The sequence below is a fragment of the Pseudomonas sp. MONT-RG-20F-20-E-7-02 genome (assembly GCF_022662395.1).
Taxonomy (GTDB): domain Bacteria; phylum Pseudomonadota; class Gammaproteobacteria; order Pseudomonadales; family Pseudomonadaceae; genus Aquipseudomonas.
In genome coordinates this window covers 243,858-258,546 of record NZ_JAKNQN010000005.1, presented here as the reverse complement: position 1 = coordinate 258,546, position 14,689 = coordinate 243,858, and the positions used below count along the sequence as shown (strand labels likewise).

The following is a 14,689-nucleotide window of genomic DNA, read 5'->3' as shown; positions in this document are numbered from 1 at the left end:
TGGCTTGCCTGCGATGGCGGTAGGTCAGTCACAGATGTTTCAACTGAAAGATAGCTATCGCAGGCAAGCCAGCTCCCACACTGGCTTGCGTTGCGGTTACAAGCTCGGCAGGAGTTTGGCCGGCACCAGCTCATTCAGGCAGCGGCTGGCGAGCAGTTCGCTGGCGGCATTGATGTCCGGGGCAAAGAAGCGGTCCTTGTCGTAGAAGCCGACTTGGGCGCGCAGGATGCCACGGGCTTTTTCCAGCTTCGGCGAGGTTTTCAAACCGTCGCGCAGGTCCAGGCCCTGGCACGCAGCCAACCATTCCACCGCCAAAATGCCACGGGTGTTCTCAGCCATTTCCCACAGGCGCTTGCCTGCAGCCGGTGCCATCGAGACGTGGTCTTCCTGGTTGGCGGAGGTCGGCAAACTGTCGACGCTGTGCGGATGAGACAGGGCCTTGTTCTCGCTGGCGAGTGCAGCGGCCGTCACCTGGGCAATCATGAAGCCGGAGTTGACCCCGCCATTGCCGACCAGGAACGGCGGCAGTTGCGACATGTGCTTGTCCATCATCAACGAGATACGGCGCTCACTCAGCGAGCCGATTTCAGCGATGGCCAGGGCCATGTTATCAGCGGCCATGGCCACCGGTTCGGCGTGGAAGTTACCACCGGAGATCACGTCGCCTTCGGCTGCAAACACCAGCGGGTTATCCGACACGGCGTTGGCTTCCACCACCAGTACTTCGGCGGCCTGGCGGAACTGGGTCAGGCAGGCGCCCATGACTTGCGGCTGGCAGCGCAGGGAATACGGGTCTTGCACCTTGTCGCAGTTCTGGTGCGACTGCGACACCTGGCTGCTTTCGCCGAGCAGGTCGCGATAGGCCGCAGCCGAATCGATCTGCCCACGTTGGCCACGTGCGGCGTGAATACGCGCGTCGAACGGCGAGCGCGAGCCGAGCACGGCTTCAACGGTCAGGCCACCGCACGCGAGTGCCGCGGCGAACAGGTCTTCGCCTTCGAACAGGCCGCGCAGTGCATAGGCCGTGGACACCTGGGTGCCGTTAAGCAGCGCCAGGCCTTCTTTGGCGGCAAGGGTCAGCGGCGCCAGGCCTGCGACTTTCAGCGCTTCGGTCGCCTCCAGCCATTCGCCCTTGTAGCGCGCCTTGCCTTCGCCGAGCAGCACCAGCGACATATGCGCCAAGGGCGCCAGGTCACCGGAAGCACCGACCGAACCTTTCAGCGGAATGTGCGGGTACACCTCGGCGTTGATCAACGCGATCAGCGCGTCGATCACCTGACGGCGAATCCCGGAGAAGCCACGGCTCAGGCTGTTGACCTTAAGCACCATGACCAGCCGCACCAGCGCGTCGCTGATCGGCTCACCGACGCCGGCGGCGTGGGACAACACCAGGGAACGCTGGAGGTTTTCCAGGTCTTCACTGGCGATGCGGGTCGAGGCCAGCAGGCCGAAACCGGTGTTGATGCCGTAGGCGGTGCGATTCTCGGCGAGAATCTGCTCCACGCAGGCCACACTGGCTTCGATCTGCGCCGTGGCGCTGTCATCCAGACTGAGGGTTACCGGCTGCTGGTAGATGGCCCGCAGTTGGGCAAGGCTCAGTTGGCCTGGGATCAGATTTAGCGCAGTCACATTCATGCTCCTTGTGAATTATTCTTAGTGCAAATTAGGTAATACGTGGTGCAACAAAGCGGTGTCTTTGAGCAACGCAGCGGCGCTGGCGATATCCGGCGCCAGCCAGCGGTCCTGCTCGTAGGCCGGGACTTTTTCGCGCAGCAAACGCCAGGCGCTGTCGGTGCCTGCGCCGAAACGCTGGTCCTTGAGAAACTCGAAGGCCTGGGCCGCCAGCAGGTACTCGATGGCGAGAATCTGGGTGACGTTGGCCAGCAGCTGATGCAGCTTGAGCGCGGCGTTGGTGCCCATGCTCAGGTGATCTTCCTGCAGCCCCGAGGTGACGAAGTTGTCGAGCACCGCCGGTTGCGCCAGCTGGCGGTTTTGCCCGCACAGCGAGGCGGCGACGTATTGCACGATCATCATCCCGGAGTTGACGCCGGGGTTGCTGACCAGGAACGCCGGCAAGCCGCTGACATGCGGGTTGATCAGGCGATCCAGGCGGCGCTCGGCCACCGAGCCGATTTCGGCCATCGCGATGGCGAGCATGTCTGCCGCCAAGGCCACGGACTGCCCATGCGGGTTGGCCTGGGACACCACGCGGTAGTTGTCCGGAGTGCCGAGCACCAACGGGTTGTCGGTGGCGCTGTTGAGTTCGGTCTCAATCTGGCGCGTGGCGTGTTCAACCTGGTCGCGGGCGGCGCCGTGGATTTGCGGGATCGAGCGGATGCTCAAGGCGTCCTGGGTGCGAATGCCTTTGCTGCTGGCGATCACTTCACTGCCATCGAGCAGCGCGCGCAGGTTGATGCCGACTTGCTGCATGCCGGGGTGCGGCTTGAGGGCGATGATGGCTTCGTCGAACGCGTCGATCTGGCCGCGCTGGGCTTCGAAACTCATGGCGCCGATCACGTCGGCCCATTGCAGCAAGTGATGCGCGTCGGCCAGGGCCAGGCAGCTCAGGCCGGTCATGCACGGCGTGCCGTTGACCAGGCACAGGCCGTCTTTGGCGCCGAGTACCACCGGCCGCAAACCTTCTGCGTGTAAGGCTTCTTGCGCCGTCACGATCTGGCCGCGATAGCTCACCGTGCCGACGCCCAGCAAGGCCACGCCGACATGGGCCATGTGGGTCAGGTAACCCACCGAACCCTGGGACGGCACTTGCGGCGTGATGCCGTGATTGAGCAGGGCCAGCAGCGAATGCACCACCTGCGGGTGCAGGCCGGATTTGCCGTGGCTGTAGTTGATGACGGCCGCGCAGATGATCGCGCGGGTCTGCTCGTCGCTGAGTACCGGGCCGACGCCACAAGCGTGGCTCAGCAGGGTATTGCGCGACAGCTGGCTGAGTTGCTCGCCCTTGAGCGACACATTGCACAACGCGCCCAGGCCGGTGTTCACGCCATAGGCGCGCTCACCGCTGGTGACAATGCGCTGGACGATGGCCTGGGCATTGTCGATGCGCGCCCAGGCGTGCCCCGAGAGTTCGAGCACTGCGCCGTGACGAGCGACGGCGACCACGTCCTGCCAACGCAGGGGGGCGTCGGCGATGATGATTTTTGCTGCCTGGGACATCTCTAGCCTCTTAAGTTGGTCGTTCCCACGCTCTGCGTGGGAATGCCGCCTGGGACGCTCCGCGTCCTGCTGTCAGAAAGTGACGCGGAGCGTCACGGGATGCATTCCCACGCAGAGCGTGGGAACGATCAGCTACACCACCGCCGCGCGGCGCTGAACAAAGCGGTCCACATACTCATCCGCCGGCGAATGCAGAATCTCGCGCGGGGTGCCGACCTGGATCAGCTTGCCGTCCTTGAGAATCGCAATGCGGTTGCCGATACGCACGGCCTCGTCGAGGTCGTGGGTAATGAACACGATGGTTTTGTGCAGGGTCTTTTGCAGCTCCAGCAACTGGTCCTGCATCTCGGCGCGGATCAGCGGGTCGAGGGCGCTGAAGGCTTCGTCCATCAAGATGATGTCGGTGTCGGCCGCCAGGGCGCGGGCCAGGCCCACACGTTGGCGCATGCCGCCGGAAAGCTGGTGCGGGTATTTGTTTTCGTAGCCCTTGAGGCCCACGGTTTCGATCCAGTGCAGCGCGCGTTCGGCGCAGACCTGCTTGGTTTCGCCACGCACCTTGAGGCCGTAGGCGACGTTGTCCACCACGCTCTTGTGGGGCAGCAGGCCGAAGCTCTGGAACACCATGCTGATCTTGTGCCGACGGAATTGGCGCAGGGCTTCCATGTCCAGTTGCAGGATGTCTTCGCCGTCCACCAGGATCGCGCCGCTGGTCGGGTCGATCAGGCGGTTGAAGTGGCGCACCAGCGTGGACTTGCCGGAGCCCGACAGGCCCATGATCACGAAGATCTCGCCGGTGCCGATGCTCAGCGACAGGTCGTTGACGCCGACCACGCAGCCGGTCTCGGCCAGCACCTGGTCCTTGGTCTTGCCCTGGCCTACCAGCGCCAGGGCTTCCTTGGAGCGGTTGCCGAAGATCTTGAAGACGTTTTTTACTTCAATTTTGCTGACAGTAGTCATTTGCTCGCCTCATGCCGTGGACGACCATAGGCCTGGGTAATGCGGTCGATGACCACTGCAAGAATCACAATCGCCAGCCCGGCTTCGAGGCCGCGGCCAACGTTGAGGGTCTGGATGCCGACGAGCACGTCTTCACCCAAGCCACGGGCTCCGATCATCGAGGCGATCACCACCATCGACAACGCCATCATGGTGGTCTGGTTGATCCCGGCCATGATGCTTGGCAGTGCCAGCGGCAGTTGCACGCCGAACAGTTGCTGCCAGCGGTTGGCACCAAAGGCGTTGATAGCTTCCATGACTTCGCCGTCGACTTGGCGAATGCCCAGGTCGGTCAGGCGAATCAGCGGCGGCGCGGCGTAGATCACCGTGGCGAAAATCGCCGGCACCTTGCCCAGGCCAAACAGCATCAGCACCGGAATCAGGTACACGAAGCTCGGCATGGTTTGCATGATGTCGAGCAGCGGCATCAACACCGAACGCAGGCGATTGCTGCGTGCCGACAGAATGCCCAGCGGAATGCCGATCAGCACCGAGATCACCGTGGCGACCATCATCAGCGCCAGGGTCTGCATCAGCTTGTCCCACAGGCCAACCGCGCCCACCAGGAACAGCAAACCGACGATGACGGCCGTGGTCACCACCTTGCGGGTGGCGTGCCAGGCGATACCACCGACGATGGCCAGCATCAGCCACCAGGGCGCCGCGCGCAGCAACCCTTCCAGGTTGACGATGGCCCACAGCAGGGTGTCGGAGATGTGCCGGAACACATCACCGTAGTTGGTGACCAGTGAGTCCACCCAACCGTTGACCCAGTCGGCGATGGAAAACGTAAAACGCTCAGGAAACATATCGTGCTCTCGATCCAGTGGGTTGTAGCCGGGTGCCCGACTAGCCCCTCAGGGTAGTCGGACACGCTTGACCTACAAGGCCGCGTCGATTTTCTTGGCTGCGTCGTCGCTCACCCATGCGTGCCAGACTTCAGGATGTTCCTTGAGGAAAATTTTCGCCAGTTTTGGCGACTCAATTCGCTCTTTGGCCATGCGACCGAGGTTCTGGTTCAACAAGTCGATAGGCAGGTTGACCTTCTCCAGCACGGCCACCAACTCAGGCGCTTGCTCGTGGAAGGTTTTGGACAAGCCGACCTTGATGCTCACGCTTTTATCCACACCGGGTTTTTCTTCCAGCTTGACCAGGTCGACCTGGCCCATCAGCGGCGTTGGCGACCAGTAGTAGAACAGGATCGGCTCACCACGCTTGTAGCTCGACAGCACCGCCGCATCCAGCGCCGGGCCGGTGCCTGGGCGGAAGTTGGTATAGGTGCTTTCCAGGCCGTAGCTTTTGAGCATCTCGCTGTTGTCCAGCTCACAGGTCCAGCCTGCAGGGCAGTTGTAGAAACGGCCTTTGGACGGTTCTTCCTGGTCCTTGAATACCGAGGCGTATTTGGCCAGGTCGGCGATGTTTTTCAGGCCTGGCGCCTTGGGTTCCAGCTTGTGCTTGGCGTCGCCTTCGATCACATAGCGCGGCACGTACCAGCCTTCGACCGCGCCGACTACCGGGGCGCCGACGCCGACGACTTTGCCGGCCTTCTCGGCCTTGTTCCAGACTTCGCTGCGGCCAACCCACTCTTCGGCGAACACTTGAATGTCATTGCTGCTCAGGGCGTTTTCCATGGTGATGGAGTTACCCGGCAAGCTGTCGGTTTTGCAGTCGTAGCCTTTTTCCAAAACGGTTTGCAGGATGTCGGTGAGCAACATGCCGCTTTCCCAGTTCAGGCCGGCGAACTTCACCGGCTTGCCGGATTCGCACCAGCCGGCCGCTTGAGCGCCGGCACTCGCCAACACGCTTGCGCAGAACACAGTAGCCAGCAGGGTCTTATTCATCTTCATTGTTGTGACGCTCCCAATCTTGAAATGGATTACGGCAGTCAGTAGGCGTCCTGCCCTGTCCACGTCCCATCAGGCTTGTGCAGCCAGCCCGTTTGTCGTTGGTGCAGCGCCCTGCTCTATTGGCAGGATCAGGTGTTCAGGAATTGCGCTGTGCCACTTTTTCGCGGCCCAGTAATACAGTGCGGCGGGCACCACCAAACCGATGATCCAGGAGATATCGGTGTCGCCGAGGCTGGCGACCAGTGGGCCGGTGTAGAAATGCGTGGAGATGAACGGCATCTGGATCAGCACGCCGAACACGTAGATGCTGATGCCCATCAGGTTCCAGCGGCCATAGCGACCGTTGGGGTTGGACAGTGCCGGGATGTCGTAGCGCTCTTTGGTGATGCAGTAGAAATCCACCAGGTTGATCGCACTCCACGGCGTGAAAAATGCGAGCAGGAACAGGATGAACGCGGAGAAATCCTTGAGGAACGAGTCCTTGCCCAGCAACGCCAGCGCGGCGGCAATCGACACCATCAGGAAGATGTACAGCAGGCGCACCGCACTCGAAATGTGCCGGCTGCCCCGAAAGCCGCTGATGATGGTGGCGATGGACATGAAGCTGCCGTAGGCATTCAGCGTGGTTACCGTGACCTTGCCGAAGGCGATGCTGAAATACAGCAGCGCCGCGACAATGCCGGTGCCGCCCAGGCCGACGATAAACGAGACTTCGTGGTGGGCGAATTGCGCACCGGCCAGGGCCGCTGCGAATACACCGAACACCATCGACGCCTGCGCCCCGATCACCGAACCCAGGCCAACCGCCCAGAAGGTTTTCGACGCCTGCGTGCTGCGTGGCAAGTAGCGCGAGTAGTCGGCCACGTAAGGGCCGAACGCGATCTGCCAGGACGCCGACAATGAAATCGCCAGCAGGAAACTGCTGAGGGAAAAATGCTTGTTGCCCAGCAACGCACCGACGTCGTTACCGGCCAGCAATTTGTAGAACAGATAAATGAACGCAACCACGCCGAGCACGCTGGCGACGCGGCCGATGCCGTGGATCACGCGGTAACCGAAGACGGTGAACACCATGATCAGCCCGGCGAACAGCACGATGCCGACCCAGTCTTCCACGTGCAGCAGTTGCGCCACCGCCTGCCCCGCCAGCAACGAACCGCTGGCGGAAAAACCGATGTACATCAGGCACACCAGCACCAGCGGGATGACCGCGCCATACACGCCAAACTGCACGCGGCTGGAGATCATCTGCGGCAAGCCGAGTTGCGGGCCTTGCGCCGCATGCAGCGCCATCACACCGCCGCCCAGCAGTTGACCGATCAACAGACCGATCAACGACCAGAACACATCACCGCCGAGCACCACGGCCAAGGCCCCGGTGACAATCGCGGTGATTTGCAGGTTGGCACCCAGCCACAGGGTGAACTGGCTCAATAGACGACCGTGTCTTTCCGCTTCCGGGATGTAGTCGATCGAACGCCTTTCGATCAACGGGGTGGTGCTTGCACGTGCGTCATTTGCAGCCATGTGTGTTCAACCTCTGATGGATTGTTTTTCGGTAGTGCAGGTGAAACATGTCTTGTGTGCACAGCAGGTCAATTGTGGGAGCTGGCTCCCGCATTGAGTTACTTGATCATCGGGAGGTTGAGGCCCTGTTCCTTGGCGCAGTCGATGGCGATCTGGTAACCCGCATCGGCATGACGCATCACGCCCGTGGCCGGGTCGTTGTGCAGTACGCGAGCAATGCGCTCAGCCGCTTCGTCGGTGCCGTCGCAGACGATCACCATGCCGGAGTGCTGCGAGAAGCCCATGCCTACGCCGCCGCCGTGGTGCAGCGACACCCAGGTCGCGCCGCTGGCGGTGTTGAGCAAGGCGTTGAGCAGAGGCCAGTCGGACACGGCGTCGGAACCGTCCTGCATGGCTTCGGTTTCGCGGTTCGGGCTTGCGACCGAGCCGGAATCCAAGTGGTCACGGCCGATCACCACCGGTGCCGACAGCTCGCCGCTGCGCACCATTTCGTTGAACGCCAGGCCGAGCTTGGCGCGCTGGCCCAGGCCAACCCAGCAGATACGTGCCGGCAGGCCCTGGAAGCTGATGCGCTCGCGGGCCATGTCCAGCCAGTTGTGCAGGTGGGCGTCGTCGGGGATCAGCTCTTTGACTTTGGCGTCGGTCTTGTAGATGTCCTGCGGGTCGCCGGACAGGGCAGCCCAACGGAACGGGCCGATGCCACGGCAGAACAGTGGGCGGATGTAGGCCGGTACGAAGCCAGGGAAGGCGAAGGCGTCTTCCACGCCCTCTTCTTGCGCCATCTGGCGGATGTTGTTGCCGTAGTCGAAGGTCGGGATGCCTTGCTTCTGGAACTCGAGCATGGCTTTAACGTGCACGGCCATCGACTGTTTGGCGGCCTTGATCACGGCAGCCGGCTCGGTCTTGGCGCGCGCGCGGTATTCGTCCCAGGTCCAGCCGGCCGGCAGGTAGCCGTTGAGTGGGTCATGGGCGCTGGTCTGGTCGGTAACCATGTCCGGGCGTACGCCGCGCTTGACCAGTTCCGGCAGGATTTCCGCCGCGTTACCCAGCAAGGCGATGGAGATGGCCTTGCCTTCCTTGGTGTACTTGGCGATGCGCGCCAGGGCGTCGTCGAGGTCGGTGGCTTGCTCGTCGACGTAGCGGCTGCTCAAGCGGAAGTCGATGCTGACCTGCTGGCATTCGATGTTCAGCGAGCAGGCGCCGGCCAGGGTTGCGGCCAACGGCTGCGCACCGCCCATGCCGCCGAGGCCGGCGGTCAGTACCCAACGGCCGGTCAGGTCGCTGTTGTAATGCTGGCGACCGGCTTCGACGAAGGTTTCGTAGGTGCCTTGGACGATGCCCTGGCTGCCGATGTAGATCCAGCTGCCGGCGGTCATCTGGCCGTACATGGCCAGGCCCTTGGCATCCAGTTCGTTGAAGTGTTCCCAACTGGCCCAGTGCGGCACCAGGTTGGAGTTGGCGATCAGCACGCGCGGGGCATTGCTGTGGGTCTTGAACACGCCGACCGGCTTGCCGGATTGCACCAGCAGGGTCTCGTCGTCATTCAGGTTGGTGAGGCTCTCGACGATCTGGTCGTAGCACTCCCAGTTACGCGCCGCACGGCCGATACCGCCGTACACCACCAATTCTTTCGGGTTCTCGGCCACTTGCGGGTCGAGGTTGTTCATCAGCATGCGCAACGGCGCTTCAGTCAGCCAGCTTTTGGCGGTGAGCGTGTTACCGCGAGCGGCACGGATTTCGACGTCACGGTATTTTGTAGGCTTGGTCACTGCTAAGACTCCTCGGCGATCGATGCGCGAACATTGATGGTGCGAAGGAGAGTCTTACGCACACATCTTTACTTGTACATACAAGCATATGCAATCGAGCGGCCAACTTTCGGAGGGGGCTGTGCAGATTTTTTTCGAAGGCGTGTGCAAGCCTTGAAAATTCAGGCCTGGAGGCTTGGTGAAATTTCTTGAGGAGGTGTTTTGTGCAGGGGGAGATTGTTCATAACAACGCGGCGTTGCGCCACGCTGGGGCATTCGGTAACAAATTGGTGCGCGCTGGAAACAGGTTCCTTGAACAACACAGAAACAAATATGGGAGCTGGCAAGCCAGCTCCCAAAGTTTTTAGCCGCGCGCGGTCAGTTCGATAATGCAACTGCGGCCGCTGACCGAGATATCCAGCAGGCCAGTGTTACCGTCCACCTGCAGGCAGTCGTGATGGCCCAGTTTCTGGTCCAGCACCTTCACTTCATCCGCCACGCTGAACACCAACACCGTCTGCGCCGTGGTGAAAAAATGCTGCACGCCGTCAATCCACTGAAAACGTGCGTGGTAACGCGCGGGCGAATAAATCAGGTTGAAATCGCGAATCGGGCCGGTGATCAAGCGGCACGAAACCTCACTTTCACCGCTGAACGCAAACGGCTGCAGCGGCAACAAACCACGCTGCTCCTCGCCGTCGACGGTCAACACCATGCCCGCGCCTTTGATCACGGTGATCACGCGCTGGTAACCGGCGAAGGTGGAAAACCCGCCCGACTCGGCGATATCGGCAATCGACAGGCGCCAGCCAAAGCCATCCAGGCCCTGGCCTGCGTCACGGGTGATTTCTTCGGTGCTGCCGCCGCCGTTTTTCCACGGCATGCGGATGTAATCGGCGGCGCGCCAGACTTTCACGCTACTCATTTACTGAAGCGTCCTTCCAGGCTATGACGGGAACCGGGGTGGATCAAACGCGCGGCGGTCACCGGCTGGCGGCCCGACCAGGTGCGGCGGCGAATCAGCAGGCAGGGCTCGCTTGGCTCGATCTGCAGCAGCTTGCACTCTTGCGCGTCGGCGAGGATCGCTTCGACCACGTGCTCGCCTTCGGTCAGCGGCGCAACCTGGTTCAGATAGGCGTAGGGCGTTTGCTGGGTGAAATCCTGCTGCAAGTAGTCCGGCGCCACCAGGGCGTTGACGAAGCGGTCTTCGATTTGCACCGGGATGTCGTTTTCGAAGTGCACGATCAGCGAGTGGAACACCCGCCCGCCTTCGCGCATTTCCAGGGCGACGGCGCGCTCGGAGCCTGCGGCCTCTTCGCACAAGTGGATGACCTGGCAGGTATGCCGATGACCGCGGGAGGCGATCTCATCGGCAATGTTGTGCACTTCAAACAGCGCTGACTGGCTCTTGGGCTCGGCGACGAACGTGCCGACGCCTTGCATGCGCACCAGCAAACCTTCGGCGGTGAGTTCGCGCAGGGCGCGGTTGATGGTCATGCGGCTGAAGCCCAGCTGGCTGACCAGCTCGCTCTCGGACGGCACGCGGTAATGCGGCGGCCAGTTGCCGTTGAGGATCTGCTGGCTGATCATCTGTTTGACGCGGGCATACAAGGGCGCCGGACTTTCGTCCATGTGGGCAGCCAGCGAAGACTTGGCAGGCGGAGTCGGCACAGGGAATCCTTGCAGGGGGAAAAGATGCATAGATTGCCGGAGTTTACCGAGCAGGCAAACGTCTGTATATGTATATACAAATAAACACACGACCGGGGTGCCTTGATCATGTCCGCTTTCTTTGCCGAACGCGCGCTGCTGCCTAATGGATGGGCCAACGATGTACGCTTTGAAGTCAGCGCCGATGGCGCGCTGACCCACGTTGAGCCCAATGCCAGTGCAGACGGCGCCGAACGGCTCAGGGGCCCGGTGCTGGCGGGCATGCCGAACCTGCATTCCCATGCGTTCCAGCGTGCCATGGCGGGCTTGGCCGAAGTGGCGGGCAACCCGAATGACAGCTTCTGGACCTGGCGCGATCTGATGTACCGCATGGTCGGCAAGATCAACCCGGACCAACTGCACGTTATCGCGCGCCAGCTGTATATCGAGATGCTCAAAGCCGGTTACACCTCAGTAGCCGAGTTCCACTACGTGCACCATGACTTCAGCGGCCAACCGTATGCCGACCGCACAGAGCTGTCGCGGCAGATCAGCCAGGCGGCCGCCAGCAGCGGGATTGGCCTGACGCTGGTGCCGGTGCTCTATACGCACTCCGGGTTTGGCGGCCAGGCGCCGAATGAAGGCCAGCGACGGTTTATCAACAGCACCGAAAATTACCTGGACCTGCAAGCGCGTTTGCAGCCGATCCTCGCCGCGCAACCGGCGCAGCAGCTGGGCCTGTGCTTCCACTCGTTGCGCGCCGTCACGCCGCAACAAATCAATGAGGTATTGGCCGCCAGTGACAAGGCCTGCCCGGTGCATATCCACATCGCCGAGCAGCAAAAAGAGGTCGACGACTGCCTGGCCTGGAGTGGCAAACGTCCGCTGCAATGGCTGTATGACAATGTCGACGTCGATGAGCGCTGGTGCCTGGTCCACGCCACTCACGCGGACGCTGAAGAAGTGGCGCGCATGGCCAAGAGTCGCGCGATTGCCGGGCTGTGCCTGACCACCGAAGCCAACCTGGGCGACGGGATTTTCCCGGCGGTGGATTTTCTCGCCCAGGGCGGGCGCATGGGCATTGGCTCCGACAGCCATGTGTCGCTCAGCGTGGTGGAAGAATTACGCTGGCTGGAATACGGCCAGCGCCTGCGTGATCAGCGGCGCAACCGCCTGTATCGCCGTGATCAGCCGATGGTCGGGCGTACGTTGTTTGATGCGGCGTTGGACGGCGGCGCCCAGGCGTTGGGCCAGCCGATCGGTCGATTGGAAGTGGGTAAGCGCGCGGACTGGATCGTGCTGGACGGCAATGATCCGTACCTGGCGACGGCGACTGAGGACGGCATTCTTAATCGCTGGCTGTTCGCCGGTGGTGATCGGCAAGTGCGCGATGTGCTGGTGAACGGCAAGTGGGTGGTGCGCGATGGGCGGCATGCCGGTGAGGAGGAAAGTAGCCGGGCATTCACGCAAGTCTTGAGAGATCTGTTGGGCTAACCGCCGACATAAAACAAATGTGGGAGCTGGCTTGCCTGCGATAGCATCACCTTGGTGTAACTGATACACCGAGGTGTCTGCATCGCAGGCAAGCCAGCTCCCACACAAGCCAGCTCCCACATTAGATTGAGGGTGACTTCAGGTTACTGGGAAGTCTTCGCCATCTGCTTGTCCGACGTACGCCAGATCAGCCGCGTGGTGTCATACCCTTGCTGCCGCGCCCTGCTCAGCAGGTCTTCGCGGGTGTCGGCATTCACCGTCGGCGTGCGCGACAAGATCCACATGTAGCGGCGGCTCGGGCTGCCGACGATGGCGGTCTTGTAGTCATCGCTCACGTACAGCACCCAGTAATCGCCCTTGGCGACGCCCGGCAGCAACGCCGTGAACCAGTTATTGAATTCCACCCAGAGCTTGTCGGTCTTGCCGGGCACTTGCGGCGTGGCCGTGCCCTTGGCTTCTTCCCACTTCCACTCAGGTGTCAGGCAGCGGTTGAACACCGACATGTCGCCATCAGGCAGCAAGGTGTAACGAGCTTCGGACTGCGCGCAGTTGCGCTGGAAGTACATCGGCAATCGGGCCAACTCATACCAGGTGCCCTGGTAACGCTTGAGGTTGACGTTGCTCGCTGTCTTGGGTTGCAGATCATCGCCAGAATGGCTGGCGCAGCCCGCCAAAAACAGGCTGGCACAAAGGCACAAAACAAAACGCATCATTCTTCTTCTCCCGCAGGCTCGCGCCCCGGTTTACTTCAGGCCTTGCCCGGAAAACATCAGAACTTTGTCACCGGCATATTGAACGCTGATAAAGCTGTTTTTATCGCCCCAGGTGCAACTGGACATACCCAGTGCGCCGGAACAATCGGTCGGCTTACCCAGCAACGACTCTACTTCAGCCTTGGCCATGCCAGCCGACAACTTCGCGTAATTTTCTTGGTTGACCTTGCTGCAAGCGGCCAATAGCACGCAAAAAGCCAGCAAAGCGAGACGGCGTAACGACATGGAAAAACTCCTGGAGGGACGAAGCAGCTTGGGTATCTGCCAGAAGCTTAGAAGGGAAAAGAGGTGTCTGGTTCCCGACGGGCGAAAACAAAAAAGCCCCGAAAACGCTGAAACGTTTCGGGGCTTCTTTAAGGGTGAACAGCCTCACAACATGGCGGATAACTGATCGCCGAAACTTACTTCTTGTGGTAACCGGTCACGCGCTCAACTTCTTCCTTCGAACCCAGGAACACCGCCACGCGCTGGTGCAGGCCTTCAGGCTGGATGTCGAGGATGCGCTGGTGGCCGTCGGTGGACGCGCCGCCCGCCTGCTCAACCAGGAACGACATAGGGTTGGCTTCGTACATCAAACGCAGTTTGCCCGGCTTCGACGGCTCGCGGCTGTCACGTGGGTACATGAACAAGCCACCACGGGTCAGGATACGGTGCACATCGGCAACCATCGCAGCGACCCAGCGCATGTTGAAGTTTTTCTTCAACGGGCCTTCTTCGCCCTCCATCAGCTCGTTGACGTAGCGCTTAACCGGTTCTTCCCAGTGGCGCTGGTTGGACATGTTGATCGCGAATTCCTGGGTGGAAGCCGGAATCGAAATGTCTTCGTGGGTCAGCACGAAGCTGCCCATTTCGCGGTCCAGGGTGAAGCCTTTGACGCCGTCGCCCAAGGTCAGCACCAGCATGGTCTGCGGGCCGTAGATCGCGTAACCGGCAGCGACCTGCTCGGTGCCTGGCTGCAGGAAAGCCTTTTCGTTCAAGGCTTCGTTCTGGCTCAGGTATTCATTCGGGCAGCGCAGTACCGAGAAGATGGTGCCGACCGGTGCGTTGATGTCGATGTTGGACGAGCCATCCAGTGGGTCGAACACCAGCAGGTAGGCGCCTTTCGGGTATTTGCCCGGGATCTGGTAGGCATTGTCCATTTCTTCGGACGCCATGCCGGCCAGGTGACCGCCCCATTCGTTGGCTTCGAGCAGGATCTCGTTGGAGAGTACGTCGAGCTTCTTCTGCACTTCGCCTTGGACGTTTTCAGTGCCCATGCTGCCCAGGACACCACCCAGTGCGCCTTTGGACACGGCGTGGCTGATTTCCTTGCAAGCACGCGCCACCACTTCGATAAGGAAGCGCAGATCGGCAGGCGTGTTGTTGCTGCGGGTCTGCTCGATCAAATAGCGACTCAGGGTAACGCGGGACATGTAAGGCTCCGGAGAATGGGGGGCTTATAAACCCGCGCAGTTTAACGCGAGTCGAGGGTTATTTC

13 protein-coding genes are annotated in these 14,689 nt (G+C 61.3%); 1 reads left to right on the top strand and 12 read right to left on the bottom strand.

Annotated features, from left to right (window positions below):
* Positions 1-96 precede the first annotated feature (96 nt).
* The 9 genes from hutH (L8I05_RS16875) to hutC form a co-directional block, all read right to left on the bottom strand.
* Positions 97-1,635, bottom strand: coding sequence for a histidine ammonia-lyase (gene hutH, locus L8I05_RS16875; RefSeq protein WP_242170358.1), 1,539 nt, complete (start codon positions 1,633-1,635; stop codon positions 97-99).
* An 18-nt stretch (positions 1,636-1,653) separates the two neighbouring features.
* The gene (gene hutH / locus L8I05_RS16870) at positions 1,654-3,177 is read right to left on the bottom strand and encodes a histidine ammonia-lyase (RefSeq protein ID WP_242170355.1); all 1,524 of its coding nucleotides are present in this window, start codon (positions 3,175-3,177) and stop codon (positions 1,654-1,656) included.
* A 132-nt stretch (positions 3,178-3,309) separates the two neighbouring features.
* A complete protein-coding gene (locus tag L8I05_RS16865) occupies positions 3,310-4,134 on the bottom strand; it encodes a glycine betaine/L-proline ABC transporter ATP-binding protein (RefSeq protein WP_159953747.1) in 825 nt (274 codons plus the stop codon).
* A complete protein-coding gene (locus tag L8I05_RS16860) occupies positions 4,131-4,982 on the bottom strand; it encodes a proline/glycine betaine ABC transporter permease (protein ID WP_242170353.1) in 852 nt (283 codons plus the stop codon). The genes L8I05_RS16865 and L8I05_RS16860 overlap by 4 nt, the downstream gene beginning before the upstream one ends.
* A gap of 72 nt (positions 4,983-5,054) precedes the next feature.
* The gene (locus tag L8I05_RS16855) at positions 5,055-6,020 is read right to left on the bottom strand and encodes an ABC transporter substrate-binding protein (RefSeq protein ID WP_242170351.1); all 966 of its coding nucleotides are present in this window, start codon (positions 6,018-6,020) and stop codon (positions 5,055-5,057) included.
* 69 nt (positions 6,021-6,089) lie between these two features.
* Positions 6,090-7,547 carry a cytosine permease gene (locus tag L8I05_RS16850; protein ID WP_242170349.1) on the bottom strand — a complete coding sequence of 486 codons (1,458 nt, stop codon included), beginning with the start codon at positions 7,545-7,547 and terminating at the stop codon, positions 6,090-6,092.
* A gap of 98 nt (positions 7,548-7,645) precedes the next feature.
* Positions 7,646-9,316, bottom strand: coding sequence for a urocanate hydratase (gene hutU, locus L8I05_RS16845; protein WP_159953743.1), 1,671 nt, complete (start codon positions 9,314-9,316; stop codon positions 7,646-7,648).
* Positions 9,317-9,659: 343 nt separating this feature from the next.
* On the bottom strand, positions 9,660-10,220 hold the full coding sequence (locus tag L8I05_RS16840; RefSeq protein ID WP_159953742.1) for a HutD family protein: 561 nt from the start codon (positions 10,218-10,220) through the stop codon (positions 9,660-9,662).
* Entirely contained in the window at positions 10,217-10,996 is a 780-nt protein-coding gene (gene hutC / locus L8I05_RS16835) for a histidine utilization repressor (protein WP_177017268.1), read from the bottom strand. Before hutC ends, L8I05_RS16840 begins: the two co-directional genes overlap by 4 nt.
* A 78-nt stretch (positions 10,997-11,074) precedes the next feature.
* Between hutC and L8I05_RS16830 the strand changes: the two genes are divergently transcribed.
* Positions 11,075-12,439 (top strand): formimidoylglutamate deiminase, encoded by a 1,365-nt coding sequence (locus tag L8I05_RS16830; protein WP_242170347.1) that lies wholly within the window; start codon positions 11,075-11,077, stop codon positions 12,437-12,439.
* Positions 12,440-12,582: 143 nt separating this feature from the next.
* Here L8I05_RS16830 and L8I05_RS16825 read toward each other — a convergent pair whose 3' ends face one another.
* The 3 genes from L8I05_RS16825 to L8I05_RS16815 all read right to left on the bottom strand — a co-directional run bounded on the left by L8I05_RS16825 (position 12,583) and on the right by L8I05_RS16815 (position 14,624).
* The gene (locus L8I05_RS16825; RefSeq protein WP_159953739.1) at positions 12,583-13,152 is read right to left on the bottom strand and encodes a lipocalin family protein; all 570 of its coding nucleotides are present in this window, start codon (positions 13,150-13,152) and stop codon (positions 12,583-12,585) included.
* A gap of 30 nt (positions 13,153-13,182) precedes the next feature.
* Complete coding sequence (locus L8I05_RS16820; protein WP_017849914.1) at positions 13,183-13,437, bottom strand: hypothetical protein; 255 nt, start codon at positions 13,435-13,437, stop codon at positions 13,183-13,185.
* A 176-nt stretch (positions 13,438-13,613) separates the two neighbouring features.
* A complete protein-coding gene (locus L8I05_RS16815; protein ID WP_177017266.1) occupies positions 13,614-14,624 on the bottom strand; it encodes a class 1 fructose-bisphosphatase in 1,011 nt (336 codons plus the stop codon).
* Between the last annotated feature and the right edge of the window lie 65 nt (positions 14,625-14,689).

Coding starts and splice junctions, on each gene's coding strand:
- L8I05_RS16850 (WP_242170349.1), bottom strand. CDS start 7,547: ATGGCTGCAAATGACGCACGTGCAAGCACCACCCCGTTGATCGAAAGG.
- hutC (WP_177017268.1), bottom strand. CDS start 10,996: ATGCATCTTTTCCCCCTGCAAGGATTCCCTGTGCCGACTCCGCCTGCC.
- L8I05_RS16860 (WP_242170353.1), bottom strand. CDS start 4,982: ATGTTTCCTGAGCGTTTTACGTTTTCCATCGCCGACTGGGTCAACGGT.
- hutH (WP_242170358.1), bottom strand. CDS start 1,635: ATGAATGTGACTGCGCTAAATCTGATCCCAGGCCAACTGAGCCTTGCC.
- L8I05_RS16825 (WP_159953739.1), bottom strand. CDS start 13,152: ATGATGCGTTTTGTTTTGTGCCTTTGTGCCAGCCTGTTTTTGGCGGGC.
- hutH (WP_242170355.1), bottom strand. CDS start 3,177: ATGTCCCAGGCAGCAAAAATCATCATCGCCGACGCCCCCCTGCGTTGG.
- L8I05_RS16865 (WP_159953747.1), bottom strand. CDS start 4,134: ATGACTACTGTCAGCAAAATTGAAGTAAAAAACGTCTTCAAGATCTTC.
- L8I05_RS16855 (WP_242170351.1), bottom strand. CDS start 6,020: ATGAAGATGAATAAGACCCTGCTGGCTACTGTGTTCTGCGCAAGCGTG.
- L8I05_RS16830 (WP_242170347.1), top strand. CDS start 11,075: ATGTCCGCTTTCTTTGCCGAACGCGCGCTGCTGCCTAATGGATGGGCC.
- L8I05_RS16840 (WP_159953742.1), bottom strand. CDS start 10,220: ATGAGTAGCGTGAAAGTCTGGCGCGCCGCCGATTACATCCGCATGCCG.
- L8I05_RS16820 (WP_017849914.1), bottom strand. CDS start 13,437: ATGTCGTTACGCCGTCTCGCTTTGCTGGCTTTTTGCGTGCTATTGGCC.
- L8I05_RS16815 (WP_177017266.1), bottom strand. CDS start 14,624: ATGTCCCGCGTTACCCTGAGTCGCTATTTGATCGAGCAGACCCGCAGC.